The organism is Lysinibacillus sp. NPDC093688, from assembly GCF_050280145.1.
Taxonomy (GTDB): domain Bacteria; phylum Bacillota; class Bacilli; order Bacillales_A; family Planococcaceae; genus Lysinibacillus; species Lysinibacillus xylanilyticus_B.
Map to the genome: position 1 here is coordinate 1 of NZ_JBNNUX010000014.1, position 22161 is coordinate 22161.

The 22161-nt window shown below is 39.4% G+C and carries 35 protein-coding genes and 1 pseudogene; 2 read left to right on the plus strand and 34 right to left on the minus strand.

Going from position 1 to position 22161, the window contains the following annotated elements:
- Nucleotides 1–361 precede the first annotated feature (361 nt).
- Nucleotides 362–1021: a hypothetical protein gene (locus tag ACQKN2_RS12495; RefSeq protein WP_427415262.1), complete on the plus strand. Its 660-nt coding sequence runs from the start codon at nt 362–364 to the stop codon at nt 1019–1021.
- Between the two features lie 175 nt (nt 1022–1196).
- On the opposite strand, the gene ACQKN2_RS12500 is transcribed toward ACQKN2_RS12495, so the two are convergent.
- Nucleotides 1197–1871, minus strand: coding sequence for a KinB-signaling pathway activation protein (locus ACQKN2_RS12500; RefSeq protein WP_427415263.1), 675 nt, complete (start codon nt 1869–1871; stop codon nt 1197–1199).
- Between the two features lie 152 nt (nt 1872–2023).
- Here ACQKN2_RS12500 and gerD point away from each other — a divergent pair, with 152 nt between their 5' ends.
- Entirely contained in the window at nt 2024–2623 is a 600-nt protein-coding gene (gerD, locus tag ACQKN2_RS12505) for a spore germination lipoprotein GerD (protein ID WP_427415264.1), read from the plus strand.
- A 54-nt stretch (nt 2624–2677) separates the two neighbouring features.
- On the opposite strand, the gene ACQKN2_RS12510 is transcribed toward gerD, so the two are convergent.
- The 33 genes and pseudogenes from ACQKN2_RS12510 to rplV all read right to left on the minus strand — a co-directional run bounded on the left by ACQKN2_RS12510 (nt 2678) and on the right by rplV (nt 22149).
- Nucleotides 2678–3733 (minus strand): P-loop NTPase, encoded by a 1056-nt coding sequence (locus tag ACQKN2_RS12510; protein ID WP_403005875.1) that lies wholly within the window; start codon nt 3731–3733, stop codon nt 2678–2680.
- 71 nt (nt 3734–3804) lie between these two features.
- Entirely contained in the window at nt 3805–4518 is a 714-nt protein-coding gene (locus ACQKN2_RS12515; RefSeq protein WP_323648615.1) for an N-acetylmuramoyl-L-alanine amidase, read from the minus strand.
- A 236-nt stretch (nt 4519–4754) separates the two neighbouring features.
- Entirely contained in the window at nt 4755–5705 is a 951-nt protein-coding gene (locus ACQKN2_RS12520; protein ID WP_427415265.1) for a DUF4822 domain-containing protein, read from the minus strand.
- A 227-nt stretch (nt 5706–5932) separates the two neighbouring features.
- Nucleotides 5933–6325, minus strand: coding sequence for a 30S ribosomal protein S9 (gene rpsI / locus ACQKN2_RS12525; RefSeq protein ID WP_004233744.1), 393 nt, complete (start codon nt 6323–6325; stop codon nt 5933–5935).
- Between the two features lie 25 nt (nt 6326–6350).
- A complete protein-coding gene (rplM, locus tag ACQKN2_RS12530; RefSeq protein ID WP_049662886.1) occupies nt 6351–6788 on the minus strand; it encodes a 50S ribosomal protein L13 in 438 nt (145 codons plus the stop codon).
- 450 nt (nt 6789–7238) lie between these two features.
- Nucleotides 7239–7979, minus strand: a complete 741-nt coding sequence (truA, locus tag ACQKN2_RS12535; RefSeq protein ID WP_427415266.1) for a tRNA pseudouridine(38-40) synthase TruA — start codon at nt 7977–7979, stop codon at nt 7239–7241.
- 14 nt (nt 7980–7993) lie between these two features.
- On the minus strand, nt 7994–8791 hold the full coding sequence (locus tag ACQKN2_RS12540) for an energy-coupling factor transporter transmembrane component T family protein (RefSeq protein ID WP_427415267.1): 798 nt from the start codon (nt 8789–8791) through the stop codon (nt 7994–7996).
- A complete protein-coding gene (locus ACQKN2_RS12545; protein WP_427415268.1) occupies nt 8788–9660 on the minus strand; it encodes an energy-coupling factor ABC transporter ATP-binding protein in 873 nt (290 codons plus the stop codon). Before ACQKN2_RS12545 ends, ACQKN2_RS12540 begins: the two co-directional genes overlap by 4 nt.
- Complete coding sequence (locus tag ACQKN2_RS12550; RefSeq protein WP_323648602.1) at nt 9636–10481, minus strand: energy-coupling factor ABC transporter ATP-binding protein; 846 nt, start codon at nt 10479–10481, stop codon at nt 9636–9638. Before ACQKN2_RS12550 ends, ACQKN2_RS12545 begins: the two co-directional genes overlap by 25 nt.
- A gap of 513 nt (nt 10482–10994) precedes the next feature.
- Nucleotides 10995–11375 carry a 50S ribosomal protein L17 gene (gene rplQ, locus ACQKN2_RS12555; protein ID WP_012296051.1) on the minus strand — a complete coding sequence of 127 codons (381 nt, stop codon included), beginning with the start codon at nt 11373–11375 and terminating at the stop codon, nt 10995–10997.
- 57 nt (nt 11376–11432) lie between these two features.
- Nucleotides 11433–12377, minus strand: coding sequence for a DNA-directed RNA polymerase subunit alpha (locus ACQKN2_RS12560; protein ID WP_004233733.1), 945 nt, complete (start codon nt 12375–12377; stop codon nt 11433–11435).
- Between the two features lie 139 nt (nt 12378–12516).
- On the minus strand, nt 12517–12906 hold the full coding sequence (gene rpsK / locus ACQKN2_RS12565; protein WP_049662876.1) for a 30S ribosomal protein S11: 390 nt from the start codon (nt 12904–12906) through the stop codon (nt 12517–12519).
- 25 nt (nt 12907–12931) lie between these two features.
- A complete protein-coding gene (rpsM, locus tag ACQKN2_RS12570) occupies nt 12932–13297 on the minus strand; it encodes a 30S ribosomal protein S13 (protein WP_323648596.1) in 366 nt (121 codons plus the stop codon).
- Between the two features lie 24 nt (nt 13298–13321).
- Nucleotides 13322–13435: a 50S ribosomal protein L36 gene (gene rpmJ / locus ACQKN2_RS12575; RefSeq protein ID WP_000868344.1), complete on the minus strand. Its 114-nt coding sequence runs from the start codon at nt 13433–13435 to the stop codon at nt 13322–13324.
- A gap of 37 nt (nt 13436–13472) precedes the next feature.
- The gene (gene infA / locus ACQKN2_RS12580; protein WP_004233690.1) at nt 13473–13691 is read right to left on the minus strand and encodes a translation initiation factor IF-1; all 219 of its coding nucleotides are present in this window, start codon (nt 13689–13691) and stop codon (nt 13473–13475) included.
- Nucleotides 13692–13777: 86 nt separating this feature from the next.
- Nucleotides 13778–13855 (minus strand): annotated as a pseudogene (locus tag ACQKN2_RS12585) (type I methionyl aminopeptidase); the annotation flags it as partial.
- 250 nt (nt 13856–14105) lie between these two features.
- A complete protein-coding gene (locus ACQKN2_RS12590; RefSeq protein WP_323648593.1) occupies nt 14106–14759 on the minus strand; it encodes an adenylate kinase in 654 nt (217 codons plus the stop codon).
- Nucleotides 14760–14829: 70 nt separating this feature from the next.
- Complete coding sequence (secY, locus tag ACQKN2_RS12595) at nt 14830–16125, minus strand: preprotein translocase subunit SecY (RefSeq protein ID WP_427415269.1); 1296 nt, start codon at nt 16123–16125, stop codon at nt 14830–14832.
- Complete coding sequence (gene rplO, locus ACQKN2_RS12600; RefSeq protein WP_079562360.1) at nt 16125–16565, minus strand: 50S ribosomal protein L15; 441 nt, start codon at nt 16563–16565, stop codon at nt 16125–16127. Before rplO ends, secY begins: the two co-directional genes overlap by 1 nt.
- Nucleotides 16566–16599: 34 nt before the next feature.
- Nucleotides 16600–16782, minus strand: a complete 183-nt coding sequence (gene rpmD / locus ACQKN2_RS12605; protein ID WP_049662869.1) for a 50S ribosomal protein L30 — start codon at nt 16780–16782, stop codon at nt 16600–16602.
- Nucleotides 16783–16795: 13 nt separating this feature from the next.
- The gene (gene rpsE / locus ACQKN2_RS12610) at nt 16796–17299 is read right to left on the minus strand and encodes a 30S ribosomal protein S5 (RefSeq protein WP_053482806.1); all 504 of its coding nucleotides are present in this window, start codon (nt 17297–17299) and stop codon (nt 16796–16798) included.
- Nucleotides 17300–17320: 21 nt separating this feature from the next.
- On the minus strand, nt 17321–17680 hold the full coding sequence (rplR, locus tag ACQKN2_RS12615; RefSeq protein WP_427415270.1) for a 50S ribosomal protein L18: 360 nt from the start codon (nt 17678–17680) through the stop codon (nt 17321–17323).
- A 32-nt stretch (nt 17681–17712) separates the two neighbouring features.
- A complete protein-coding gene (rplF, locus tag ACQKN2_RS12620) occupies nt 17713–18252 on the minus strand; it encodes a 50S ribosomal protein L6 (RefSeq protein WP_268636381.1) in 540 nt (179 codons plus the stop codon).
- Nucleotides 18253–18282: 30 nt separating this feature from the next.
- Complete coding sequence (rpsH, locus tag ACQKN2_RS12625; RefSeq protein WP_427415271.1) at nt 18283–18681, minus strand: 30S ribosomal protein S8; 399 nt, start codon at nt 18679–18681, stop codon at nt 18283–18285.
- 29 nt (nt 18682–18710) lie between these two features.
- Nucleotides 18711–18896, minus strand: a complete 186-nt coding sequence (locus ACQKN2_RS12630; protein WP_004233656.1) for a type Z 30S ribosomal protein S14 — start codon at nt 18894–18896, stop codon at nt 18711–18713.
- Between the two features lie 21 nt (nt 18897–18917).
- Complete coding sequence (gene rplE / locus ACQKN2_RS12635) at nt 18918–19457, minus strand: 50S ribosomal protein L5 (RefSeq protein WP_079562362.1); 540 nt, start codon at nt 19455–19457, stop codon at nt 18918–18920.
- Between the two features lie 27 nt (nt 19458–19484).
- Nucleotides 19485–19793 carry a 50S ribosomal protein L24 gene (rplX, locus tag ACQKN2_RS12640; RefSeq protein ID WP_053596063.1) on the minus strand — a complete coding sequence of 103 codons (309 nt, stop codon included), beginning with the start codon at nt 19791–19793 and terminating at the stop codon, nt 19485–19487.
- 35 nt (nt 19794–19828) lie between these two features.
- The gene (gene rplN, locus ACQKN2_RS12645) at nt 19829–20197 is read right to left on the minus strand and encodes a 50S ribosomal protein L14 (protein ID WP_004233650.1); all 369 of its coding nucleotides are present in this window, start codon (nt 20195–20197) and stop codon (nt 19829–19831) included.
- 43 nt (nt 20198–20240) lie between these two features.
- Nucleotides 20241–20504, minus strand: coding sequence for a 30S ribosomal protein S17 (gene rpsQ / locus ACQKN2_RS12650; protein WP_049662854.1), 264 nt, complete (start codon nt 20502–20504; stop codon nt 20241–20243).
- Nucleotides 20505–20521: 17 nt separating this feature from the next.
- Nucleotides 20522–20722 carry a 50S ribosomal protein L29 gene (rpmC, locus tag ACQKN2_RS12655; RefSeq protein ID WP_049662852.1) on the minus strand — a complete coding sequence of 67 codons (201 nt, stop codon included), beginning with the start codon at nt 20720–20722 and terminating at the stop codon, nt 20522–20524.
- Nucleotides 20712–21146 carry a 50S ribosomal protein L16 gene (gene rplP, locus ACQKN2_RS12660; protein ID WP_010860599.1) on the minus strand — a complete coding sequence of 145 codons (435 nt, stop codon included), beginning with the start codon at nt 21144–21146 and terminating at the stop codon, nt 20712–20714. The genes rpmC and rplP overlap by 11 nt, the downstream gene beginning before the upstream one ends.
- Nucleotide 21147: 1 nt before the next feature.
- Complete coding sequence (rpsC, locus tag ACQKN2_RS12665; RefSeq protein ID WP_049662850.1) at nt 21148–21801, minus strand: 30S ribosomal protein S3; 654 nt, start codon at nt 21799–21801, stop codon at nt 21148–21150.
- A gap of 3 nt (nt 21802–21804) precedes the next feature.
- Nucleotides 21805–22149 carry a 50S ribosomal protein L22 gene (gene rplV, locus ACQKN2_RS12670; RefSeq protein ID WP_004233639.1) on the minus strand — a complete coding sequence of 115 codons (345 nt, stop codon included), beginning with the start codon at nt 22147–22149 and terminating at the stop codon, nt 21805–21807.
- Between the last annotated feature and the right edge of the window lie 12 nt (nt 22150–22161).

Here is a 22161-nt window from a genome sequence, read left to right on the forward strand (position 1 = left end):
TGATGTCCAAAATTTTGTTTCGTTCACCAACTCAAGGTTAGCTACTAAAAACTTTATTGATTACGTTTTGCTTGTTCAGTTTTCAAGGTTCATTTTTTAATTTACTGCGTCACCTCTTGGCGACTTATACATAATAACATCGATTATTCATGAAAGTCAACACTAAATCATAAGTTTTTTTAAGAAGTTTATTTTCTGTATCAATTATGCCTCGGCATAATTGCGTCCGGAATCGGCCGGAGGCATTAACTTCTGTAGCTGACGCTTTGCTTTCGCTACAAAAGACATTTGTAGCTGACGTTTCACTTTCGCTACGAAAACATTTGCTGAAAGAAGTTAAAAATATAGAAACGAGGTTGTTATGATGGTTCGTAAAACGTTGATTTCACTGGTTTTCATCGTAATATTGTTTGTCTTTATAAAGCCGATAAATTCTACTATGATTTCTGTATTCAACATCGCCGATGCTCCAGCAGTTGTAACAAAAGGACATTATGGCACATCACTTGTTGTCGAAATTTCTTTCTCTGATGAAACCTTGTTGGATTGGCTTAAAACTGTAAAAGAACCTTATCCGCTTCTTTTATTAGATGCTGCATGGATTAAACGTTCATCTGAGCACATAAAAGTCATTCAAGAACGCAAACTACCAACAGGATTATTAGGACCTGAGGATTCCGTAGATAAGCCAATTGATCTTGCCGTCGTTCAAAAAGATATTACTATTTACGAAAAGTATTTACAAGAAACCCCACTTTGGTTTGCAACACGAAATCACCAGTATTCGCAGGATTTACAAAATAACTTATTTCAACAGCAGATGAATATACTTTCTCCCTCCCTAATCTGGAAAGGTGAAAAGAAACCTCAATTACAAAAGGGAGATTTTGTTTTTATATCTTTACACCCAAAAAATAAAATCTCGTTTAAGGAGCTCAATACATTCCTACAACAAAATAAATTTATGTCGATTGAGGAAAATATATTCGGCTATAAAGTTCAAACTAAAAAATCACCATAAAGTGAAACTTTAATCAGTGGGGGTTGTCTTCCCCCCCCACTGACTATTAGTCTTCCCAATCGGACGGGCAGTTGATCTCCCTCCATCTTCTTTACTGTCAGTAATTACTGACAGTTATAGCGGATAACAAAGAAGTTGCCTCCACGATTTATAGAGGCAACTTCTTTGTTTATTATTATGCGTTTTTAGCTTGTTCACGACGTGCTTTACGGCGTGCTTCTAATTTTTGACGATCTTCTTCGGATTTTGCATTATATTTTGGTAATACTAATAATTGATAAGCATTTACAGCGAGTAAAGGGAAAAGTAACATTGCAACATACTCGTTAATATTTTCATCGCGACCCATTAATGCAATTGTCCATTCTAGTGTAGTAACAACAATCATAAAAAATAATGCCGAAATGAAAACATGTTTTTTTCCTGTTAATTTTACTTTTTGAATAGCCGTTGCTATAGCACTGAATATTAATGAAATTAACAAACCACTATAGAATACCCAGCTTTGACCTTCTTTTACATCTGGTATAAAGCGGAAGAATATAATATCAAAAATAGTAATAGCAATTAATACTAGCTGTATCCAATTCCATAATGTAAGTGTTCTAAAAATATTAACCCCTACTTGATGGAGCGTTAAATAAGCAAAAAAACCTGCTTGTGCAATAACACTCATTGTAAATCCTAAGAAAACCATCCATAAAAGTCCGGCCAAAAATTCTCCCCATTGACCGTTTGCAATATATGGTTGGAAGAAGTCCCATCGAATAAATAAACTGCAAATTCCGTTGACTGCGCCACCAACGAGCATTGCAAAGAAGAAAAACTTAGCCCAATTTCGTATCGTCACAACTAAAAGTCCCCCAATTTCTTATGTATATCTATACTTATTTTAACAATGCATTGTTAAAAAAGCTATTTCTCATCCTAACCAATACATAAAGTCATCATAAATGTGAACAATAATTGAAAGAGTCTATCTATAGAAAGGACTGATTTTTGATGCGAAAATTCTTCTTACTACTAATTCTAATGCTGTTTCTTTCTGCCTGTTCACAAGAAAAAGCCTCTACCATGTCCTATGAAGAAATAAAAAAAATAATGATCGACTCTTTACAAACCGAGGATGGTAAAAAGGCGCTGCGAAAGCTTTTAGAGGACCCAAGTTTCCGTGAATTATTGGTTTTGGAGCATGATGAAGTGAAGAAGGCTACTGAGGCTACTTTGCTTTCCAAAGAAGCAGAAGACTTTTGGAAGAAAACTTTCGAAGATCCAAAATTTAAAGAAACCGTAGCTAAAAGTATGCAAAAGCAACAACAGGATATTATGAAGGAATTAATAAAAGACCCCACTTTCCAAAAAGATATGGAAGCTTTCTTTGGCCAGCCAGATATGCAAAAGCAGTTAGAGACTATTCTAAAATCCTCCAATATGAGAAAACAAATGGAGGAAGTCGTCAAGGAAACGATTGAAAGTCCGCTTATGCAAACAAAATGGCAGGAGCTTATTAGGAAGAGCGGTGGCGAGACAGGTAAGGCTGGCGGCGGTAAAAAAGATGCTGGCGGCGGTGGTGAAGGTAATGAGCAAAAAGGCACTCAGTAACCCACTTAAATGTAAAAACGGATTTCCTCCATTGTTTGAGGAAATCCGTTTTCATTATTTATTTAGTTTATTGATAATGTTCGTCGCGATGTCTAAATAGATTTGTCCAGTTGTGTGCTTTTCAGCATAAACAGAAGGTGCAAAATCTTCTTCTGACCAGTCAGGTTGACCAAGAGGAATTTGACCAAGTAGCTCTGTACGTAACTCTTCTGCTAACTTTGGACCTCCACCTTGACCGAATACGAATTCACGGTCACCTGATTTTGATTCATACCATGCCATGTTTTCAATAACGCCTAAAATTTCATGGTCTGTTTGTAAAGCCATTGCACCTGCACGAGCTGCAACGAACGCTGCCGTTGGATGAGGTGTTGTTACGACAATCTCTTTTGATGAAGGAAGCATTTGGTGAATATCTAATGCAACGTCACCTGTACCTGGTGGTAAATCCAATAGTAGATAGTCTAGCTCGCCCCATTCTACATCACGGAAGAACTGATCTAACACTTTACCTAACATAGGTCCACGCCATACAATCGGTGCGTTATTTTCAACAAAGAAGCCCATTGAAATCATTTTCACGCCTAAACGATCAACAGGGAAAATTCGATTGTCTACCACTTTAGGCATATCTGTAACACCCATCATATCAGGCACACTGAACCCATAAATATCAGCATCAATTAAGCCAACCTTCTTACCTAGACGAGCTAATGCAACAGCTAAGTTAACTGATACTGTAGATTTCCCCACTCCGCCTTTACCAGAGGCAATTGAAATAACTTGTACTGTGCTAAGCGGAGATAAAATATCTTGTGCCTCAGCTTCAGTTGCTACGCCACGGAAGCTTTGTAGCTTTTCTGCTGACAGCTCTTCGAAACGAATTCCAACTGTATTTGCTCCCGCTTCTTTCAAAACTTCAACAATTTTCATTTGTAGCTGTAATTGTTCAGGTGTATTTGTTTTAGCAATCGCAATTTTTACACTGACATGATTCTTCTCTTCTTTTATTGTTACGTTTGTAATACCGTCTGTTTCTGCGAATGATTTATGTAAAAATGGATCTTGTAGTTGTCCTAGTATTTCTCGTACTTGTTGTTCAGTTATCACGACGAACACTCCCCTTATATTATCTCAATGTTAGTATATCATAATGATTTGATTTACGTTGTGCTGTTGCTCTATTCAATTTTTGCTAATAAGTACTCTTCTATACCTTCAACAATGGCATCTCCCATTTTTTCTTGGTATTTCTTATCTGTTAATAGTGCACGTTCCTCATCATTACTTATAAACCCTGTTTCTACTAGTGCAGCAGGTACCTCAGCTTTTTTCAGTAAATATATTTGTTTTATAGACATTGCTTCTCGGTCAGTATTTTTCAAATTAGTGCGAATGGAATCTTGAATGCTCTTTGCTAAAAATTCACTTTCAGCATGTCCTTCTTGATGATAAAATACCTGTGCTCCTCGCCATTTTGTTTCAGGAATGGCATTTGCATGAATTGTAATAAAAATATCCGGTTTTTCTTTTTCTACTATGTCTTTTCTTAAAAAGATGTCCTGCTTTTTCCGTTCTCTCAATGTTCCAAACTTTTCTGAGGACGCATGCTCATCGATCACATCTCCATCTTTTGTTCGTGTCATTACGACCGTTGCGCCTTTTTTCTTTAATTGCTTCTCAACATGCTGAGCAATTGCAAGTGTAATTTCCTTTTCAATTACTTCGCCCTTCGAAGCACCTCCATCTAAACCTCCGTGTCCCGCATCAATGACAATTTTTATGCCACCAAGTGGGTCCGGTAAGAAGAAGTTACGGTTCGAAGCATTCGTTTCATATGCCACGACCACTATACTCATTAGCATAATTACTCCTAGTGCAAGCCAGCGCTTCACCCATATCCACCACCCTTTTATATTTAGTGTACGAAGTTAGTGATTGAACTATGCTAGAAAGTAAAAAAACTCTTTAAGTAATCGGAAAGGAATTCTTAGCCTTCTTTCAGCGGATATTTGTGTATCGAAAGAAGGTAAAATTGAGAGTTTGATTTGAAATGGTAGAAGATACTTTTTTGATAATGATAAAACGGCATTAATCCATTTATACTACAAGGACTAACGCCGTTAGCTTTTTATTTTAGTGTAAATTCAGGTTTAAACTTACCTGTATAAGGTTCATGCTCAACAAATACTGTTATATCCTTACCATCTTTATCTTTCCCAGTTCTTAGATACGTGAATTTCTTATTATTTAGCTCGGTAATTTCGAGCACAGCCCCATATTTATTGTCGCCAATTGAAACATGGGCTCTTAATTTATTTCCATCGATCACATTAAAGTATCCATAGTCACCGCGACTTTTACCTGTTTCAGGATTGAAAAATTCATATTTATTCGTATTAGCATCATATTTCGCAATGCTAATAAAATTTGTATTATATTGTGTTACATCATTTTTGTTTGCATCTAATACAACTGTTCCTTGCCAAAGCGTATCAGCTAAGATTTTATCTCCATCCACATCCTTAACAATTGTGCCTGTAGAATTATTTAAAGTTCTAGCGGATTCAGTAAATGTTAGCTTTTTTTCCTTATAAGGGACATGCTCAACGAATACCTCTGCATCGTTGCCATTTGCATCTTTACCCATTCTCTTAGACGTAAACATATTATTTTTCACCTTAGTAATTTCTTCAACTACTTGGTAATTTTTCGTTTGTGAAATCAATATTCTATGCTTTCCGTCATGCGTAATAAAAAAAGTCCCTTTATCGTCAAGACTTCCAGCTGTTTTTGGATCGAAGAATTCATAGCGTCCTGAGTCAGCGTCATATTTAGCAAGGCCCATTAAATTTGAATTCTCTGCTGTTACATCTTTATTATTTTTATCGTAAACTTTTGTGGCTTGCCAGTTTGTACTACTAAGAATGTTGGCGTTTGCTTGACCTTCTGTTATTTCACCCTGTCTCTGATCTGCAGTATTCCCTGTTTTTACTTCCTCCGTTTTTTTTACGTCAGTTTTATTCTGACATGCACCAAGAAGTGCCATTGCCGCAAGTGATAATATTAGTAGCTTTTTCATCTATTGACCTCCACTTTCAGAATAAACAACTTAAAAGTAGTATCAGCCATTTCTATATAAATTACACATCACAATGGCTATTAATATGCCAGTCAACAACAGTGCTTCAAGATTTCTTGGAATACTTGAACTTCTAAGTAGCAAAACCCAGCTATAGCATTTTCCAAACAAAAAAACCCTTTCTCGAAACTTCGAGAAAGGGTTTGGAAACGTTGATATAAGTAATATTAACGTTTTGAGAACTGAGGTGCACGACGAGCGCCGCGTAGACCTGGTTTTTTACGTTCTTTCATGCGTGAATCACGAGTAAGTAATCCAGCAGATTTTAATGCAGCACGGAAATCTGGGTCTACTTGAAGTAGAGCACGAGCGATACCGTGACGTACTGCACCAGCTTGACCAGTGTATCCACCACCGTTAACGTTTACGTGGATATCATAGCTTCCTGTAGTTTCAGTAGCTACTAATGGTTGCTTAATTACTTCACGTAATGCAGCGAATGGTACGTATTCTTCGATTTCACGTTTGTTGATAACAATTTTACCTGTACCTGGTACTAAACGTACGCGAGCTACAGAGCTTTTACGGCGACCAGTGCCGATGTATTGAACTTGTGCCAAAGTAATATCCTCCTCTTAATTTATATTATCCGCGAAGCTCGTATGCTTCTGGTTTTTGTGCAGCATGTGGGTGCTCTGTTCCAGTGTAAACGTTAAGTTTAGTGAACATTTTGCGACCTAAAGAGTTTTTAGGAAGCATCCCTTTAATTGCTAATTCGATCATTCTTGTTGGGTACTTGTCTAGCATTTCACCAGCAGTACGAGTTTTTAAACCACCCGCAAATTGAGTATGGTGACGGTAAAGTTTACCCTCTAATTTGTTACCAGTTAAATGGATTTTGTCAGCGTTGATGATGATTACGTGATCACCTGTGTCAACGTTTGGTGTGAATGTTGGTTTATGTTTACCACGTAAGATAGCAGCTACTTCAGAAGCTAAACGTCCAAGAGTTTGGCCTTCTGCATCAACTACTAGCCATTTACGGTCTACTTCGTGACCTTTAGCCATGAATGTTGTACGCATGTATATATCCTCCTAATCGATTCGATTACCGTTATTTTTCATTAAACTACACTATAAGTTTTCGGGGCTTATTTGTGGTGGTAATGAAAATACCATCTGTTATCATATAATGAATGACTTTTAAAGTCAAGCAATTTCAATAAACACCTGGAGAAGTTGTTCAGATTCATTTATTGGTTAAATTAGGGCTTTTATTAGCCTTCATTTTTAAAATATAATAATATTTCGTGTCAAAAATTTTATAACATTATAATGGCTCATCACCAAAACGAGTGGTTGATTTCCGTTCCGACTGGGCGCTTTCCTGGGGCGTCCGATGAGCCGCTTCGCTTCGCTCCAGGGTCTCATCTGTGACGCTGATCCCCAAGGAGTCGCCCAGTCTCCACTCCAATCAACTTATCCTCATGATATACGCTAAATAAAATGGCGGCCCAACTCTGGGTAAGCCTTTTAATAGAAGACTTTCTCAAGATATAGACCTTGTGGAGGTGCGGTTTTACCCGCCTTATCACGGTTCATAGATTTAACGACTAACTTCACGCTCTCAATATCACGACGCCCTATACCAACTTCCCAAAGCGTGCCTGCGATAATACGAACCATATTATATAAGAAGCCATTTCCTTCGATCACCATATGTAGCTCCTCACCATACCATTCAAATTGTAGTGCAGTCACTGTGCGCACCTTATCTTTGACACTTGTATTAGCTGCACAAAAGCATGAAAAATCATGCGTACCGATAATAGCCTTTGCTGCCTCCTGCATTGCCTCAACATTTGGTTTCACACCATTTGTCTCTACAGAGTAATGTCTGCGGAATGGACTTTGTACAGGCTCACATGACCATATATATCGGTACCGCTTTCCTGTTACACTGTAGCGCGCATGGAAATCAGCAGCTACTTCCTCAATCGATAATACTCGAATATCTCTTGGCAGTTGAACATTCAATGCCTTCATGTATTTATCTACTGGAATCGCGAGTGGTGAATCAAAATGCAATGTTTGACCTGTTGCATGCACTCTTGCATCAGTACGTCCACTAGCTGTTACCTTTATCTTTTCCCCTTTATGCATAATGGCTAGAACACGTTCAAGCTCTGCCTGTACTGTGCGCTCCCCAGGCTGTACTTGGTAGCCAGAAAATTGCGTTCCATCATAACTTATAATTGCTTTTAATCGTCGCATAAAGATTACTCCTTTTAACTTCTATAGAAGAATAGTAAAACGGCCATTGCTACTAAGAACATAAGTGCAAATGTATCACTCATATCCCACTTTAGCTTGCGATATCTCGTACGCCCTTCGCCTCCACGGTAGCCTCTTACTTCCATAGCTGTTGCTAAATCCTCAGCTCGTTTAAAAGCACTTACAAAGAGAGGTACCAGTAATGGCACAACCGCTTTAATACGATCCTTTATTGGTCCTGAAGATAAATCCGAACCACGTGCCATTTGCGCTTTCATAATTTTATCTGTTTCATCCATTAACGTAGGGATAAAGCGCAATGAAATAGACATCATTAGAGCTAACTCATGTACTGGCACTTTTACCGCTTTTAATGGATTTAGTAGCACTTCAATGCCATCCGTAATGGAAATCGGTGACGTTGTAAGCGTTAAGATAGATGTCATAAACACTAGAACTAGAAAACGTATAGAAATAAATATCCCTTGTCGGATACCTTCTTCATAAATAGTGATAAACTTCCACTCAAATACTACGGCGCCTTCTTTCGTCATAAATATATGAATTAAGAAGGTAAACGCCATTAAAAAAAGTACTGGCTTTAGCCCATTAATTAAAAAATACAAACGAATACGCGATACTAGCACAATGAGTAAGGTAAACGCTAATAGGAAAGCATATGTCACTGTGTTGTTTGCTAAAAAAACAATAATAATGAATGCAAACACAAATATAAGCTTTGAACGTGGATCGAGCTTATGAACAGGGGAATCCCCTGGAAGAAAGCGCCCAAATATCATTTTCTCCATCATGACTGTCCACGCTCCTCTCTTAGAACCCGAGCAATTTCAGTTGCTAGCTCTTCTTCGGTTAAGCAGATCTTCGAGAAGGATTTGTTTATCATTTTTTCTATTTTTTGTTGAAATCGTACGATACGAGGTGGTTCTAAGCGGAAATTCTTTAATGTCTCTGCATCTTTGAAAATTTCTTGAGGTGTGCCACTTAGTACATTTTTCCCTTCATGCATAATGACAATACTATCTGCATAACGAGCTGCGTCCTCCATACTATGCGTAACGAGAATCGTTGTTAGCCCACGTTCCTTGTGTAGCTTATAAAACATATCCATAATCTCTTTCTGACCGCGTGGATCAAGCCCTGCAGTTGGTTCATCTAAAACAATCACTTCAGGTTCCATCGCCAAAACGCCAGCAATTGCTACTCTGCGCATTTGTCCACCCGATAAATCAAAAGGTGATTTTTCAAGTACGTCTCCTGGTAAGCCTACTAAGCCTACTAGCTCTTTTGCTCGTGCTTCTGCCTCTTGCTCCGAAACACCGAAGTTCATAGGACCAAACATAATATCCTTTAATACAGTTTCTTCAAACAGCTGATGCTCCGGGAATTGAAACACAATACCAACCTTTTGACGTACAGCCTTTAAATCCTTGGCCTTTTTTCCAGCTACAACAACCCGATCTCCGATATGTACTTCTCCAGAGGTCGGTTTTAGAAGTGCATTAAAATGCTGAAGAATTGTCGATTTACCGGAACCCGTATGTCCGATAATTGCCTGATACGTATGTGAAGGGATTTCAAAATCCACATCAAATAATGCACGTTTTTCAAAAGGTGTACCCTGTGCATAAGCATAGCTTACTTGTTGAAGTTTGATGTCCATAAATCATTCACCAACTCTTCTTCTGTCATATGTTGTCCCATTAATGGAACACCTTCCTTTTGCAATAACTTTGATAACTTCATGGCAAATGGCAAGTCTAACCCAAACTCAACTAGCTTGTCCCCCAGTGTAAAAATTTCAGCAGGTGTACCCTCAGCAAATTTCTTTCCGTCGTTCATAAAGAGAACACGATCTGCAAGCATAGCTTCCTCTAAATCATGCGTAATAGATAGTACCGTTAATCCTGTTTCAGCACGTAAAGTTTGAACTGTTTGTAATACCTCAACACGGCCTTGTGGATCTAGCATAGAAGTAGCTTCATCAAGAATAAGGAGCTTAGGTTTCAACGCGAGTGCGCCTGCAATGGCAACACGCTGCTTTTGCCCACCCGATAAATGATGTGGCTCATGATCTAAAAAATTGTTCATTTTTACTTGTTCGAGTGCACCATGTACACGTTCTACCATCTCTTCAAACGGTACTCCATTATTTTCAAGAGCAAAAGCAACATCATCCTGCACTGTCGCTCCTACAAATTGATTGTCTGGATTTTGAAAAACCATGCCCATTTGTGAACGGCTTTCCCACAGGTTTTCTTCACTTAATGGTTGACGTAAAATACGTACATCACCTTGCTGTGGGTAAAGCAATCCATTCATAAGCTTTGCGATAGTGGATTTACCAGAACCGTTATGGCCAACAATGGCAATCCATTCACCTTCCTGTACCGCAAAGCTTACATTCTCAACAGCATTGCGACTTTCTTTTTCTTCTGGTGTATATGAAAATGTCACATTATTTAATGATAAAATTTCTGGCATTTCTAGAACTCCTCTCTACATGCTCAGCTCTACTAACTAACTTACACTTTTTTATGTATGAATTCTACTACAATCATTATGTCGATAAAAGAAAAGTACTAAAATCACTTTCCATTCTTTAGTCTGTCTCATATAAGCCTAACTATAATTTATAGGTTATCTTTTAAGAATACATCAAATATTGGAACGAGCCATCCTAAACGTCCCGGCTTACTACCATTATAAAATCAGCCTATAAAAAAAAGCACCACTAAATTGGCGCTATCTCTTACTTCCCTAAAAAATAAAAAAGCGCGCACCTCATTCGATAGAAATGCGCTAGTCGTTACATTTTCAAGAAACACGGGTGCTCAAGCCCTTGTTCCCTCTGAATGAGGTGCGGAGAGCTAAACGAGACGCCACACAACAGTGTCCGCTCATCATAACGCTCAGCTTAATTATTTGTCGTATAAATCGTTAATAAAGAAAGAGGGTGGTGATTCCACCCTCTTCACCACTTGTCTTCTCTTATGATTAAACTAATTCAATCACAACAACAGGTGCACCGTCACCACGACGAGGACCTACTTTAAGAATACGAGTGTAACCACCTTGACGCTCTGCATAACGTGGTGCAACATCATCAAATAACTTTTGAAGTGCAAATGAAGTTGTTTCGTTACCTTCAGCATCAGTAGTTGTTACTAGTTCACGACGGATGAATGCAGCAGCTTGACGGCGTGCGTGTAAATCTCCGCGTTTACCTAAAGTAATCATTTTTTCAACAGCTTTACGTACTTCTTTAGCGCGAGCCTCAGTAGTTTCGATACGCTCGTTGATGATTAAATCAGTAGCTAAGTCACGTAACATCGCTTTACGTTGAGAACTTGTACGACCAAGTTTTCTGTAACCCATGGATGTTTCCCTCCTTTATAAAAAATTATCTGATCTTGTAAGTTTTGTTTAAATCGCTTAGTCTTCTTTGCGTAACCCTAAACCAAGCTCTTCTAACTTCGCTTTTACTTCTTCAAGTGACTTACGTCCAAGGTTACGAACTTTCATCATGTCGTCTTCTGACTTATTCGCAAGTTCTAGTACTGTATTAATACCAGCGCGTTTTAAGCAGTTATAAGAACGAACAGAAAGATCAAGTTCTTCGATAGTCATCTCTAAAACTTTTTCTTTTTGATCTTCTTCTTTTTCGACCATGATTTCAGCAGTTTGTGCCTCATCTGTCATGCCCACGAAGATGTTTAGATGCTCGGTTAAAATTTTTGCTCCGAGCGAAATCGCCTCTTTCGGACCGATGCTACCATCTGTCCACACATCAAGAGAAAGTTTATCGTAGTCAGAAGACTGACCTACACGAGTATTTTCCACTTGGAAATTGACGCGTGATACTGGAGTGTAAATAGAGTCGATCGGGATCACGCCGATAGGAAGATCCTCACGTTTGTTTTGATCAGCAGGAGTGTAACCACGGCCGCGTTGAGCGTACATACGCATACGTAAATGACCGTTTTTAGCGATTGTTGCAATATATAGATCCGGGTTTAAAATTTCCACATCACTGTCATGTGTAATGTCAGCAGCTGTAACTGTACCATCGCCTTTTACATCAATCTCAATAACTTTTTCTTCGTCAGAGTAGATTTTAAGAGCTAGTTTTTTCACGTTCAAAATAATTGAAGCTACATCCTCTACAACGCCTTCTACAGTTGAGAATTCGTGAAGAACACCGTCAATTTGAATTGAAGTGACAGCAGCTCCTGGTAATGAAGACAGAAGGATACGACGTAAAGAATTACCCAAAGTGTTTCCATATCCGCGTTCAAGCGGTTCTACAACAAACTTTCCATATTTGGAATCTTCGCTGATCTCCACCGTTTCAATCTTTGGTTTTTCAATTTCGATCATTTTATTTACCCTCCTTCAAAACATCGAATGTATAGGTTCTTTCCATCATAGATTCGATCGTCATTGACGTATCGTTTATTATCTGCACAAGACAGTCTGTACAAAAAATGATGTTCTCATACAATATGAGACGCACCCATTACACGCGACGACGTTTTGGCGGACGGCAACCATTATGAGGAACTGGAGTAACGTCTTTAATAGCAGTTACATCTAAACCAGCAGCTTGAAGTGCACGAATTGCAGCTTCACGACCAGCACCAGGACCTTTAACAGTTACTTCCAACGTTTTCAGACCATGTTCAAGGGATGCTTTAGCAGCAGTTTCTGCAGCCATTTGAGCAGCGAATGGTGTAGATTTACGTGAACCACGGAAACCAAGAGAACCAGCACTTGACCAAGATACAGCGTTACCTTGCATATCTGTAATCGTTACGATTGTATTGTTAAATGTAGAACGAATGTGTGCGATACCAGATTCGATATTCTTTTTCACACGACGTTTACGAGTTTGTTGTTTACGAGCCATGTTAAGAAGGAACCTCCTTTACTTATTATTTTTTCTTGTTCGCTACAGTTTTACGAGGACCTTTACGCGTACGCGCATTGTTCTTCGTATTTTGACCACGAACAGGTAAACCACGACGGTGACGGATACCACGGAATGAACCGATTTCCATCAGACGTTTAATATTTAATGAAGTTTCGCGACGTAAGTCACCTTCAAGTTTGTATGAGTCTAATTGTTCACGGATTTTGTTTAACTCATCTTCAGTTAAGTCGCGTACGCGTGTTTCTTCTGAAATACCTGCGTCAGCTAATACTTTCTGAGCTGTAGTTTTACCAATACCGTAAATGTAAGTTAATGAAATTACCACGCGTTTGTCGCGAGGAATGTCAACACCAGCAATACGTGCCATGTACGTTGTGCACCTCCTTTAAAATTACCCTTGTTTTTGTTTGTGTTTAGGATTTTCACAGATTACCATTACTTTACCGCGTCGGCGAATTACTTTACATTTTTCGCAGATCGGTTTCACAGATGGTCTCACTTTCATCTAACCTAACCTCCTTAGTAGTCCGGAGCGCAAAAGATTATTTAAAACGGTATGTGATACGACCGCGAGTTAAATCATAAGGAGATAACTCGATAGTAACCTTATCTCCAGGTAGAATACGGATAAAGTGCATACGAATCTTACCAGATACGTGTGCTAGAATCACATGTCCATTTTCTAATTCTACCTTAAACATCGCGTTTGGCAAAGTCTCAACAACTGTCCCTTCGACTTCAATTACATCATCTTTCGCCATCTACTCTGTCTCCTCTCTATATGCAAATTAAAGTTCTCATCGTTACATCAAACGGATATCTGCTGCAACTATAGAAGCAACCTCGTTTCAACATATGTTTGGATTGTATGAGAGATGTTTGAAAGACGCTCGTCTGGTTTCGCTTCACACAATCCACGGAATACACAGAACCATTAAGGGCACTGAACCTCCCATGTTTACACGAATACCGGAATGTCTTTGATGAGATATTCATACCCGTTACACAGATGCTTCCACGAAACCCATTATACTCTTCCAAAAGTCATGTTGCACTTTTTAGAAGAAATATATACCGGGCACAATATGCTTTTGCAACTCTCAAAAAAAATTATGTTTCGTTGTTGCTCCCGCATGCCTCCCGCGGAAGCAGTATTCTGCGCCCGGAGCCGGGTATCAGCTGCGGCTGCCCTGTAAAAGAGCATCAAGATCAGCAAACACTTTGTTAATATCTTGCTGTCCATCTATATTTGTTAACACACTTTTTACGTCATAGTAGTTCAGTAAAGGTTGTGCTTGTTTCATATTTACTTCCAGACGGTTTGCAACCGTTTCAGGATTATCATCCGCACGTGTGTAAAGCTCGCCACCATCTTTATCACATTTTCCTTCCTCAGCTGGAGGATTGAAAATTAAATGATACGATGTACCACAAGTTTTACAAATACGACGACCTGATAGACGAGCAACTAGCTCATCTTTTTCAACTTGGATGTTAATTGTATGTTCAATAGCTTTACCAAGATCAGCAAGGATGCTGTCTAAAGCTTCAGCTTGAGGAACAGTACGTGGGAATCCATCTAATAAGAAGCCCTTTTCACAATCATGTTTAGCAAGTCGCTCGCGAACAATACCAATCGTTACTTCATCAGGTACTAGAGCACCTTGATCCATGAACGATTTAGCTTGCAAGCCTAGTTCTGTACCATCTTTAATAGCAGCACGGAACATATCGCCTGTAGAAATATGAGGAATCGCGTACTTCTCAACGATTTTATCTGCCTGAGTACCTTTACCAGCACCTGGCAAACCCATTAAAACGATATTCATACGGAAATATTCCTCCCACAAAAGGTTTGCTGATTTCAGGAAACGGTGAAACGTTCCCTAAAAACCAACATTATTTCATAAAGCCTTTGTAGTGACGTTTAACAAGTTGAGATTCTAGCTGTTTCATCGTTTCGAGCGCAACGCCGACTACGATAATTATACTAGTACCACCGATCTGCACAGTGGCAGGTAGATTCATAAAGTTTATGATTACAATCGGCATTACTGATATAACAGTTAAGAAAATCGCACCGACAAATGTCAGACGATATAACACGCTTGTTAAATACGTTTGAGTACTTTCACCAGGACGAATACCTGGAATGTAAGCACCTTGCTTTTTCAAGTTATCTGCCACATTTTCTGGATTCACTTGTATGAATGCATAGAAATATGTGAACGCGATGATCAAGGCTACGTAAACAATCATCCCAACAGGTTTTGTGTTATCAAAAGTGTTTTGAATGAATGTTGATACAGCACCTTCACCAAAGAACGGAACTAACGTACGTGGTGTCATTAGAAACGCTGAAGCAAAGATTACCGGAATAACCCCTGCAGCATTAACTTTTAACGGTAAATGCGTTTGTTGACCACCAGTTTGTTGGTTACGTCCAGTAACTCGTTTTGCATATTGAATTGGAATTTTACGTAGTGCTTGTTGCACGTAGATAACTCCAACAACAACTGCAAGCATAACTAAAACAAGTAAACCAAGAATCACTAGATTGATAAATAGTTTATCACCAGCACCCTCGATTTGCTGTGCATAGATTTGGTTAATGCCATTCGGTAATGCCGCAACGATACCTGCGAAAATTACAACAGAAATACCATTTCCAACACCATGCGCAGTAATTTGGTCAGCAAGCCATACTAGGAATGCTGTACCCGCTGTTAATACAATAGAAATTATAACATATGTTAGAATTCCTTCTTCTTTAATCAAAGATCCACCATACATTTTATTAAAACCAAATGACATCGCGAATGATTGGATAAAGGCAAGAACAATTGTAAAGTAACGAGTAAATTGTGCAAGTTTACGTCTTCCGACTTCGCCTTGCTTTGCCCACTCAGCAAATTTCGGTACTACGTCCATTTGCAATAACTGAACAATGATTGAAGCAGTGATGTAAGGCATAATTCCCATCGCGAAGATAGAGAAGTTTTTCAAAGCACCACCGCCAAAAGTATTGAGGAAACCAACGAGATTGAACTCATCAGTTGCCTTTAATACATTAGCGTCAACGTTTGGTACTGGTACGAATGTACCGATACGGAAAACGATTAACATTAAAAGAGTAAAAATGATTTTATTTCGTATATCTCGAACACGCATAAAGTTAGAGATCGTCTGAAACATTAAATCACCTCAGTAGTTCCGCCGGCATTTTCAATTGCTTCTTTAGCCGAAGCTGAGAATTTATGAGCTTTTACTGTAAGCTTTTTGTTAAGAGTTCCGTTTCCAAGAACTTTAATTCCAGCTTTTTCATTGCTCACTAAACCTGATTCAAGTAATAATGCAGTTGTTACTTCTGCACCATCTTCAAAACGGTTTAATGTGTCAAGATTAACGATCGCGTACTCTTTACGGTTAATGTTAGTAAAGCCGCGTTTCGGTAAACGACGGAATAAAGGGTTTTGACCACCTTCGAATCCTGGGCGTACACCGCCGCCAGAACGAGAGTTTTGACCTTTATGACCTCTACCTGCAGTTTTACCGTTACCAGAACCGATACCGCGACCTACGCGGTTACGTACTTTACGGGAACCTTCTGCTGGTTTTAACTCATGAAGTTTCATATTGGATGGCACCTCCTTGTTCGTTAATTAAAAATTAGTTTTCTTTTACAGTAACTAAGTGAGCTACTACATCGATCATACCGCGAGTTGCTGCATTGTCAGCTTTCTCAACAGTTTGGTTTAATTTACGTAAACCTAATGCTTCGATAGTTTTGCGTTGTGCTGGTTTAGAACCAATCACAGATTTTGTAAGGGTGATTTCTAATTTGTTAGCCATTATCTTTCCCCCCTTATCCTAATATTTCTTCCACTGATTTACCACGTAATTTAGCTACGTCCTCTACGCGTTTTAATTCAGTTAAACCTTGAATAGTTGCACGCACCATATTGATTGGTGTGTTAGTTCCAAGAGATTTTGAAAGAATATCAGTAATACCAGCAAGTTCTAGTACGGCACGTACTGGACCACCAGCGATAACCCCTGTACCAGGAGCAGCAGGTTTAATTAGGATTTCTCCTGCACCAAAGCGACCTTGCACTAAGTGTGGAGTTGTTCCACCTACGCGTGGCACTTCGATTAAGTTTTTCTTCGCATCTTCAACAGCTTTGCGGATAGCATCTGGCACCTCTTGAGCTTTACCAGTACCGAATCCAACGTGACCGTTTTTATCGCCAACAACAACTAATGCTGTGAAGCGGAAGCGACGTCCACCTTTAACAACTTTAGCAACACGGTTAATAGTAACTACGCGTTCTTCAAGTTCTCCAAGTTTGTTTGCGTCAATTCGACTCATGAAATGTGTCCCTCCTTTTTATTAAAATTGTAAACCGTTCTCACGGGCAGCTTCTGCTAAAGCTTTTACACGTCCATGATATAAGTAACCACCACGGTCAAATACTACAGCAGTAATATTTTTTTCCGTAGCGCGTTTTGCGATTGTTTCACCGACTTTAGTTGCAGCATCAACATTGCAACCAGCAGCATCAAAACCATTTTCTTGAGAAGATGCGCTAACAATTGTTACGCCTGCTACGTCATCGATAAGTTGAGCGTAAATGTTCTTGTTTGAACGGAATACGTTTAAGCGTGGACGCTCAGCAGTACCCGAAATTTTAGAACGTACGCGTGCATGACGTTTTTTACGAACCTGATTTTTATCTTGTTTCGTAATCACAAGGGTCACTCCTTTCTAATGCTTAGGCAGCATTATTTACCTGTTTTACCTTCTTTACGACGAACATATTCGCCTTCATAACGGATACCTTTACCTTTGTAAGGCTCTGGTGGACGCACGTCACGGATGTTAGATGCAAGAGCACCAACGCGTTCTTTGCTAATACCTTTAACGATGATCTTAGTGTTAGAAGGAACTTCAACTTCTAAACCATCTTCAGGTGTGAACTCAACTGGATGAGAATAACCTACGTTAAGAACAAGTTTTTTACCTTGTAATTGCGCACGGTAACCTACACCGATTAGTTCTAATGATTTTTCGAAACCTACAGAAACACCAGTAACCATGTTCGCTAATAGCGCACGAGTAGTACCGTGGTTTGTGCGGTGTTCTTTTGAGTCAGAAGGACGAGATACAGAAATCACGTTACCTTCTTGCTCAATTTTCATATCTTGGTGGAAAGAACGAACAAGTTCGCCCTTAGGACCTTTAACGGTAACTGAGTTGTCAGCTGCAACAGTAACAGTTACGTTAGCTGGTACCTCGATAATTTTTTTACCTACACGAGACATTTAGTTGCACCTCCATTCATTTATTGCTAATTACCAAACGTATGCTAGAACTTCGCCGCCAATTTGTTTAGCGCGAGCTTCTTTATCTGTGAATAAACCTTGTGAAGTTGACACTAAAGCGATACCAAGACCGTTCAGTACTTTAGGCACTTCATTTGTTTTTGCATATACTCGTAGACCAGGTTTAGAAATACGTTTTAAGCCAGTGATAACGCGTTCGTTATCTTTACCGTATTTTAAGAAAATACGGATAATACCTTGCTTGTTGTCTTCCACGTATTCTACGTCACGTACGAAACCTTCACGCTTTAAAATTTCAGCGATTTCTTTTTTCACGTTGGAAGCGGGTACTTCTAACTTCTCGTGACGAACCATGTTCGCATTACGAATGCGAGTAAGCATATCTGCAATCGGATCAGTCATTGTCATTACATTTACCTCCTTCCCAAATTAGGGGATTACCAGCTGGCTTTTTTCACGCCAGGAATTTGTCCCTTATATGCAAGTTCTCGGAAACAAATACGGCAAAGTTTAAATTTACGATATACAGAGTGTGGACGGCCACAGCGTTCACAACGTGTATATTCTTGCACTTTAAACTTTTGCTTACGTTGTTGTTTAACGATCATAGATTTTTTAGCCACGTTTTCGCCCTCCTTGTTTAATTACTTTTGGAACGGCATACCGAATTGTGTCAATAACTCGCGAGCTTCTTCATCAGAATTCGCTGTCGTTACGATCACGATGTCCATACCGCGTACTTTTGAAACTTTATCGTAATCGATTTCTGGGAAAATTAATTGCTCTTTAACACCTAGAGTGTAGTTACCGCGACCGTCGAATGCTTTTTTAGAAACACCGCGGAAGTCACGTACACGAGGTAGTGAAATTGAGATTAATTTGTCCAAGAATTCATACATACGCTCACCGCGTAATGTAACTTTAGCACCGATTGGCATACCTTCACGTAAACGGAAACCTGCGATCGATTTTTTCGCTTTTGTTACAACTGGTTTTTGACCAGTGATAATTGTTAATTCTTCTACAGCTGCATCTAATGCTTTTGAGTTTTGAACTGCATCACCAACACCCATGTTGATAACGATTTTGTCAACTTTCGGCAATTGCATAACTGATTTATATCCAAACTTGCTCATAAGAGCAGTTGAAACTTCATTTAAATATTTTTCTTTTAGGCGGCTCATTTGTGTACCTCCCTTCTTTTATAGAAATTAGTCGATTACTGCACCTGATTTTTTTGCAACACGAACTTTTTTACCGTTTTCGATTTTATAACCTACACGAGTCGGCTCGCCAGATTTAGGATCGATTAGCATTACGTTCGAAACGTGAATTGCAGCCTCTTGGCTTACAATTCCACCTTGTGGATTCAATTGGTTAGGTTTTACGTGTTTTTTCACGATGTTCACACCTTCAACAAGAACGCGATCTTGTTTAGGGTAAGAAGCAAGGATAACGCCTTCTTTGCCTTTGTCCTTACCAGTGATAACCTTTACCTTGTCACCTTTTTTTACATGCATGCTGTCGCACCTCCTTGATTGGCACTATCATGAAATTAAAGAACTTCTGGAGCTAGAGAAACGATTTTCATGAAGTTGCTGTCACGTAATTCACGTGCAACAGGTCCGAAAATACGAGTTCCGCGTGGTGATTTATCATCACGAATAATTACACAAGCATTTTCATCAAATTTGATGTACGTACCGTCTTTACGACGTACGCCTGATTTAGTACGAACGATAACAGCTTTAACAACGTCACCCTTCTTAACAACGCCACCTGGTGTTGCTTTCTTAACTGTACAAACAACGATATCACCGATGTTAGCAGTTTTACGGCCAGAGCCACCAAGCACTTTAATTGTAAGAACTTCACGTGCACCTGAGTTGTCAGCAACTTTCATACGACTTTCTTGTTGGATCACTTAGGTTACCTCCCTTCGGAAATTGGTTGTTCCGAAATAGTTATTAAATAATAACCGCTTTTTCTACAACTTCAACTAGACGGAAACGTTTAGTAGCTGATAGCGGGCGAGTTTCCATGATACGTACGATATCACCGATTTTCGCTGTGTTTAACTCATCATGAGTCTTAAACTTTTTTGAGTATTTTACACGTTTACCATAAAGCTTGTGCTTTTTGTGAGTTTCAACTAAAACAGAAATTGTTTTATCCATTTTATCCGAAACAACGCGGCCCGTGTAAACTTTGCGTTGATTACGCTCAGTCATACTGAAAACCTCCTTTATCAGTTATTTGCACTGATTTCTCTTTCACGAATAACAGTTTTCATACGCGCGATTGCTTTACGCACTTCACGAATACGAGCTGTGTTTTCTAATTGACCAGTCGCCAATTGGAAGCGAAGGTTGAAAAGCTCTTCCTTCAGTGATTTCACTTTCAATTCTAATTCAGAAGTGGCAAGGTCACGGATTTCATTAGCTTTCATTAGATTCACCACCAGTTTCTTGACGTTTTACGATCTTACATTTAACAGGAAGCTTATGTGATGCTAAACGAAGTGCTTCACGTGCGATCTCTTCAGATACACCAGCGATTTCGAACATTACTTTTCCTGGTTTTACTACTGCTACCCAACCTTCAGGAGAACCTTTACCAGAACCCATGCGGACTTCTAGAGGTTTTTTTGTGTAAGGTTTGTGTGGGAAGATTTTAATCCAAACTTTACCGCCACGTTTCATGTAACGAGTCATCGCGATACGTGCAGATTCGATTTGACGGTTAGTAATCCAGCTAGCTGTTTGAGCTTGTAAGCCCCATTCGCCGAAAGATACTTCTTTACCGCCTTTCGCTTCGCCACGCATGTTTCCGCGGTGTTCACGACGGTATTTTACGCGTTTAGGCAATAACATATTATTTGCCTCCTTCCACAGATTTCTTCGTAGGAAGAACTTCACCACGGTAGATCCATACTTTAACGCCTAATTTACCGTAAGTAGTGTCAGCTTCTGCGTGTGCATAATCGATGTCAGCACGTAGAGTATGAAGTGGAACAGTTCCTTCACTATAGTGTTCAGCACGCGCGATATCAGCGCCACCTAAACGACCAGATACTTGTGTTTTAATTCCTTTTGCACCAGCACGGATTGTGCGTTGGATCGCTTGCTTTTGCGCACGACGGAATGATACACGGTTTTCTAATTGACGAGCGATGTTTTCAGCTACTAGACGAGCGTCAAGATCAGCACGTTTGATTTCGATAATGTTGATGTGTACACGTTTACCAGTTAAATCGCTAAGGTATTTACGAAGATTCTCAACTTCAGAACCACCTTTACCGATTACCATACCTGGTTTCGCAGTGTGAATTGTAATGTTTACACGGTTTGCAGCGCGTTCGATTTCTACTTTAGAAACAGAAGCGTCTTTAAGAGCCGTTTCAATATATTTACGCACTTTGATGTCTTCGTGAAGTAGAGTTGCATAGTCTTTTTCAGCGTACCATTTTGACTCCCAGTCACGAATAATACCAACGCGCAGTCCTATTGGATGTACTTTTTGACCCATGGATTAACCCTCCTTCTTCTCAGATACCACTAGAGTAATGTGGCTTGTGCGTTTGTTAATTGCGCTTGCACGTCCTTGTGCACGTGGACGGAAACGTTTTAATGTTGGACCTTCATCAACGAATACTTCAGAAACTACTAAAGAGTTGATGTCAAGATCGTAGTTATGCTCAGCGTTAGCAACTGCAGATTTTAATACTTTTTCAACGACTGGAGACGCCGCTTTTGGAGTATGACGTAAAATTGCAACTGCCTCACCAACTTGCTTGCCTCGAATTAAGTCTACAACTAGACGGACTTTACGAGGAGCAATGCGAACAGTACGAGCGATAGCTTTAGCTTGTGTCATTAGGATTTACCT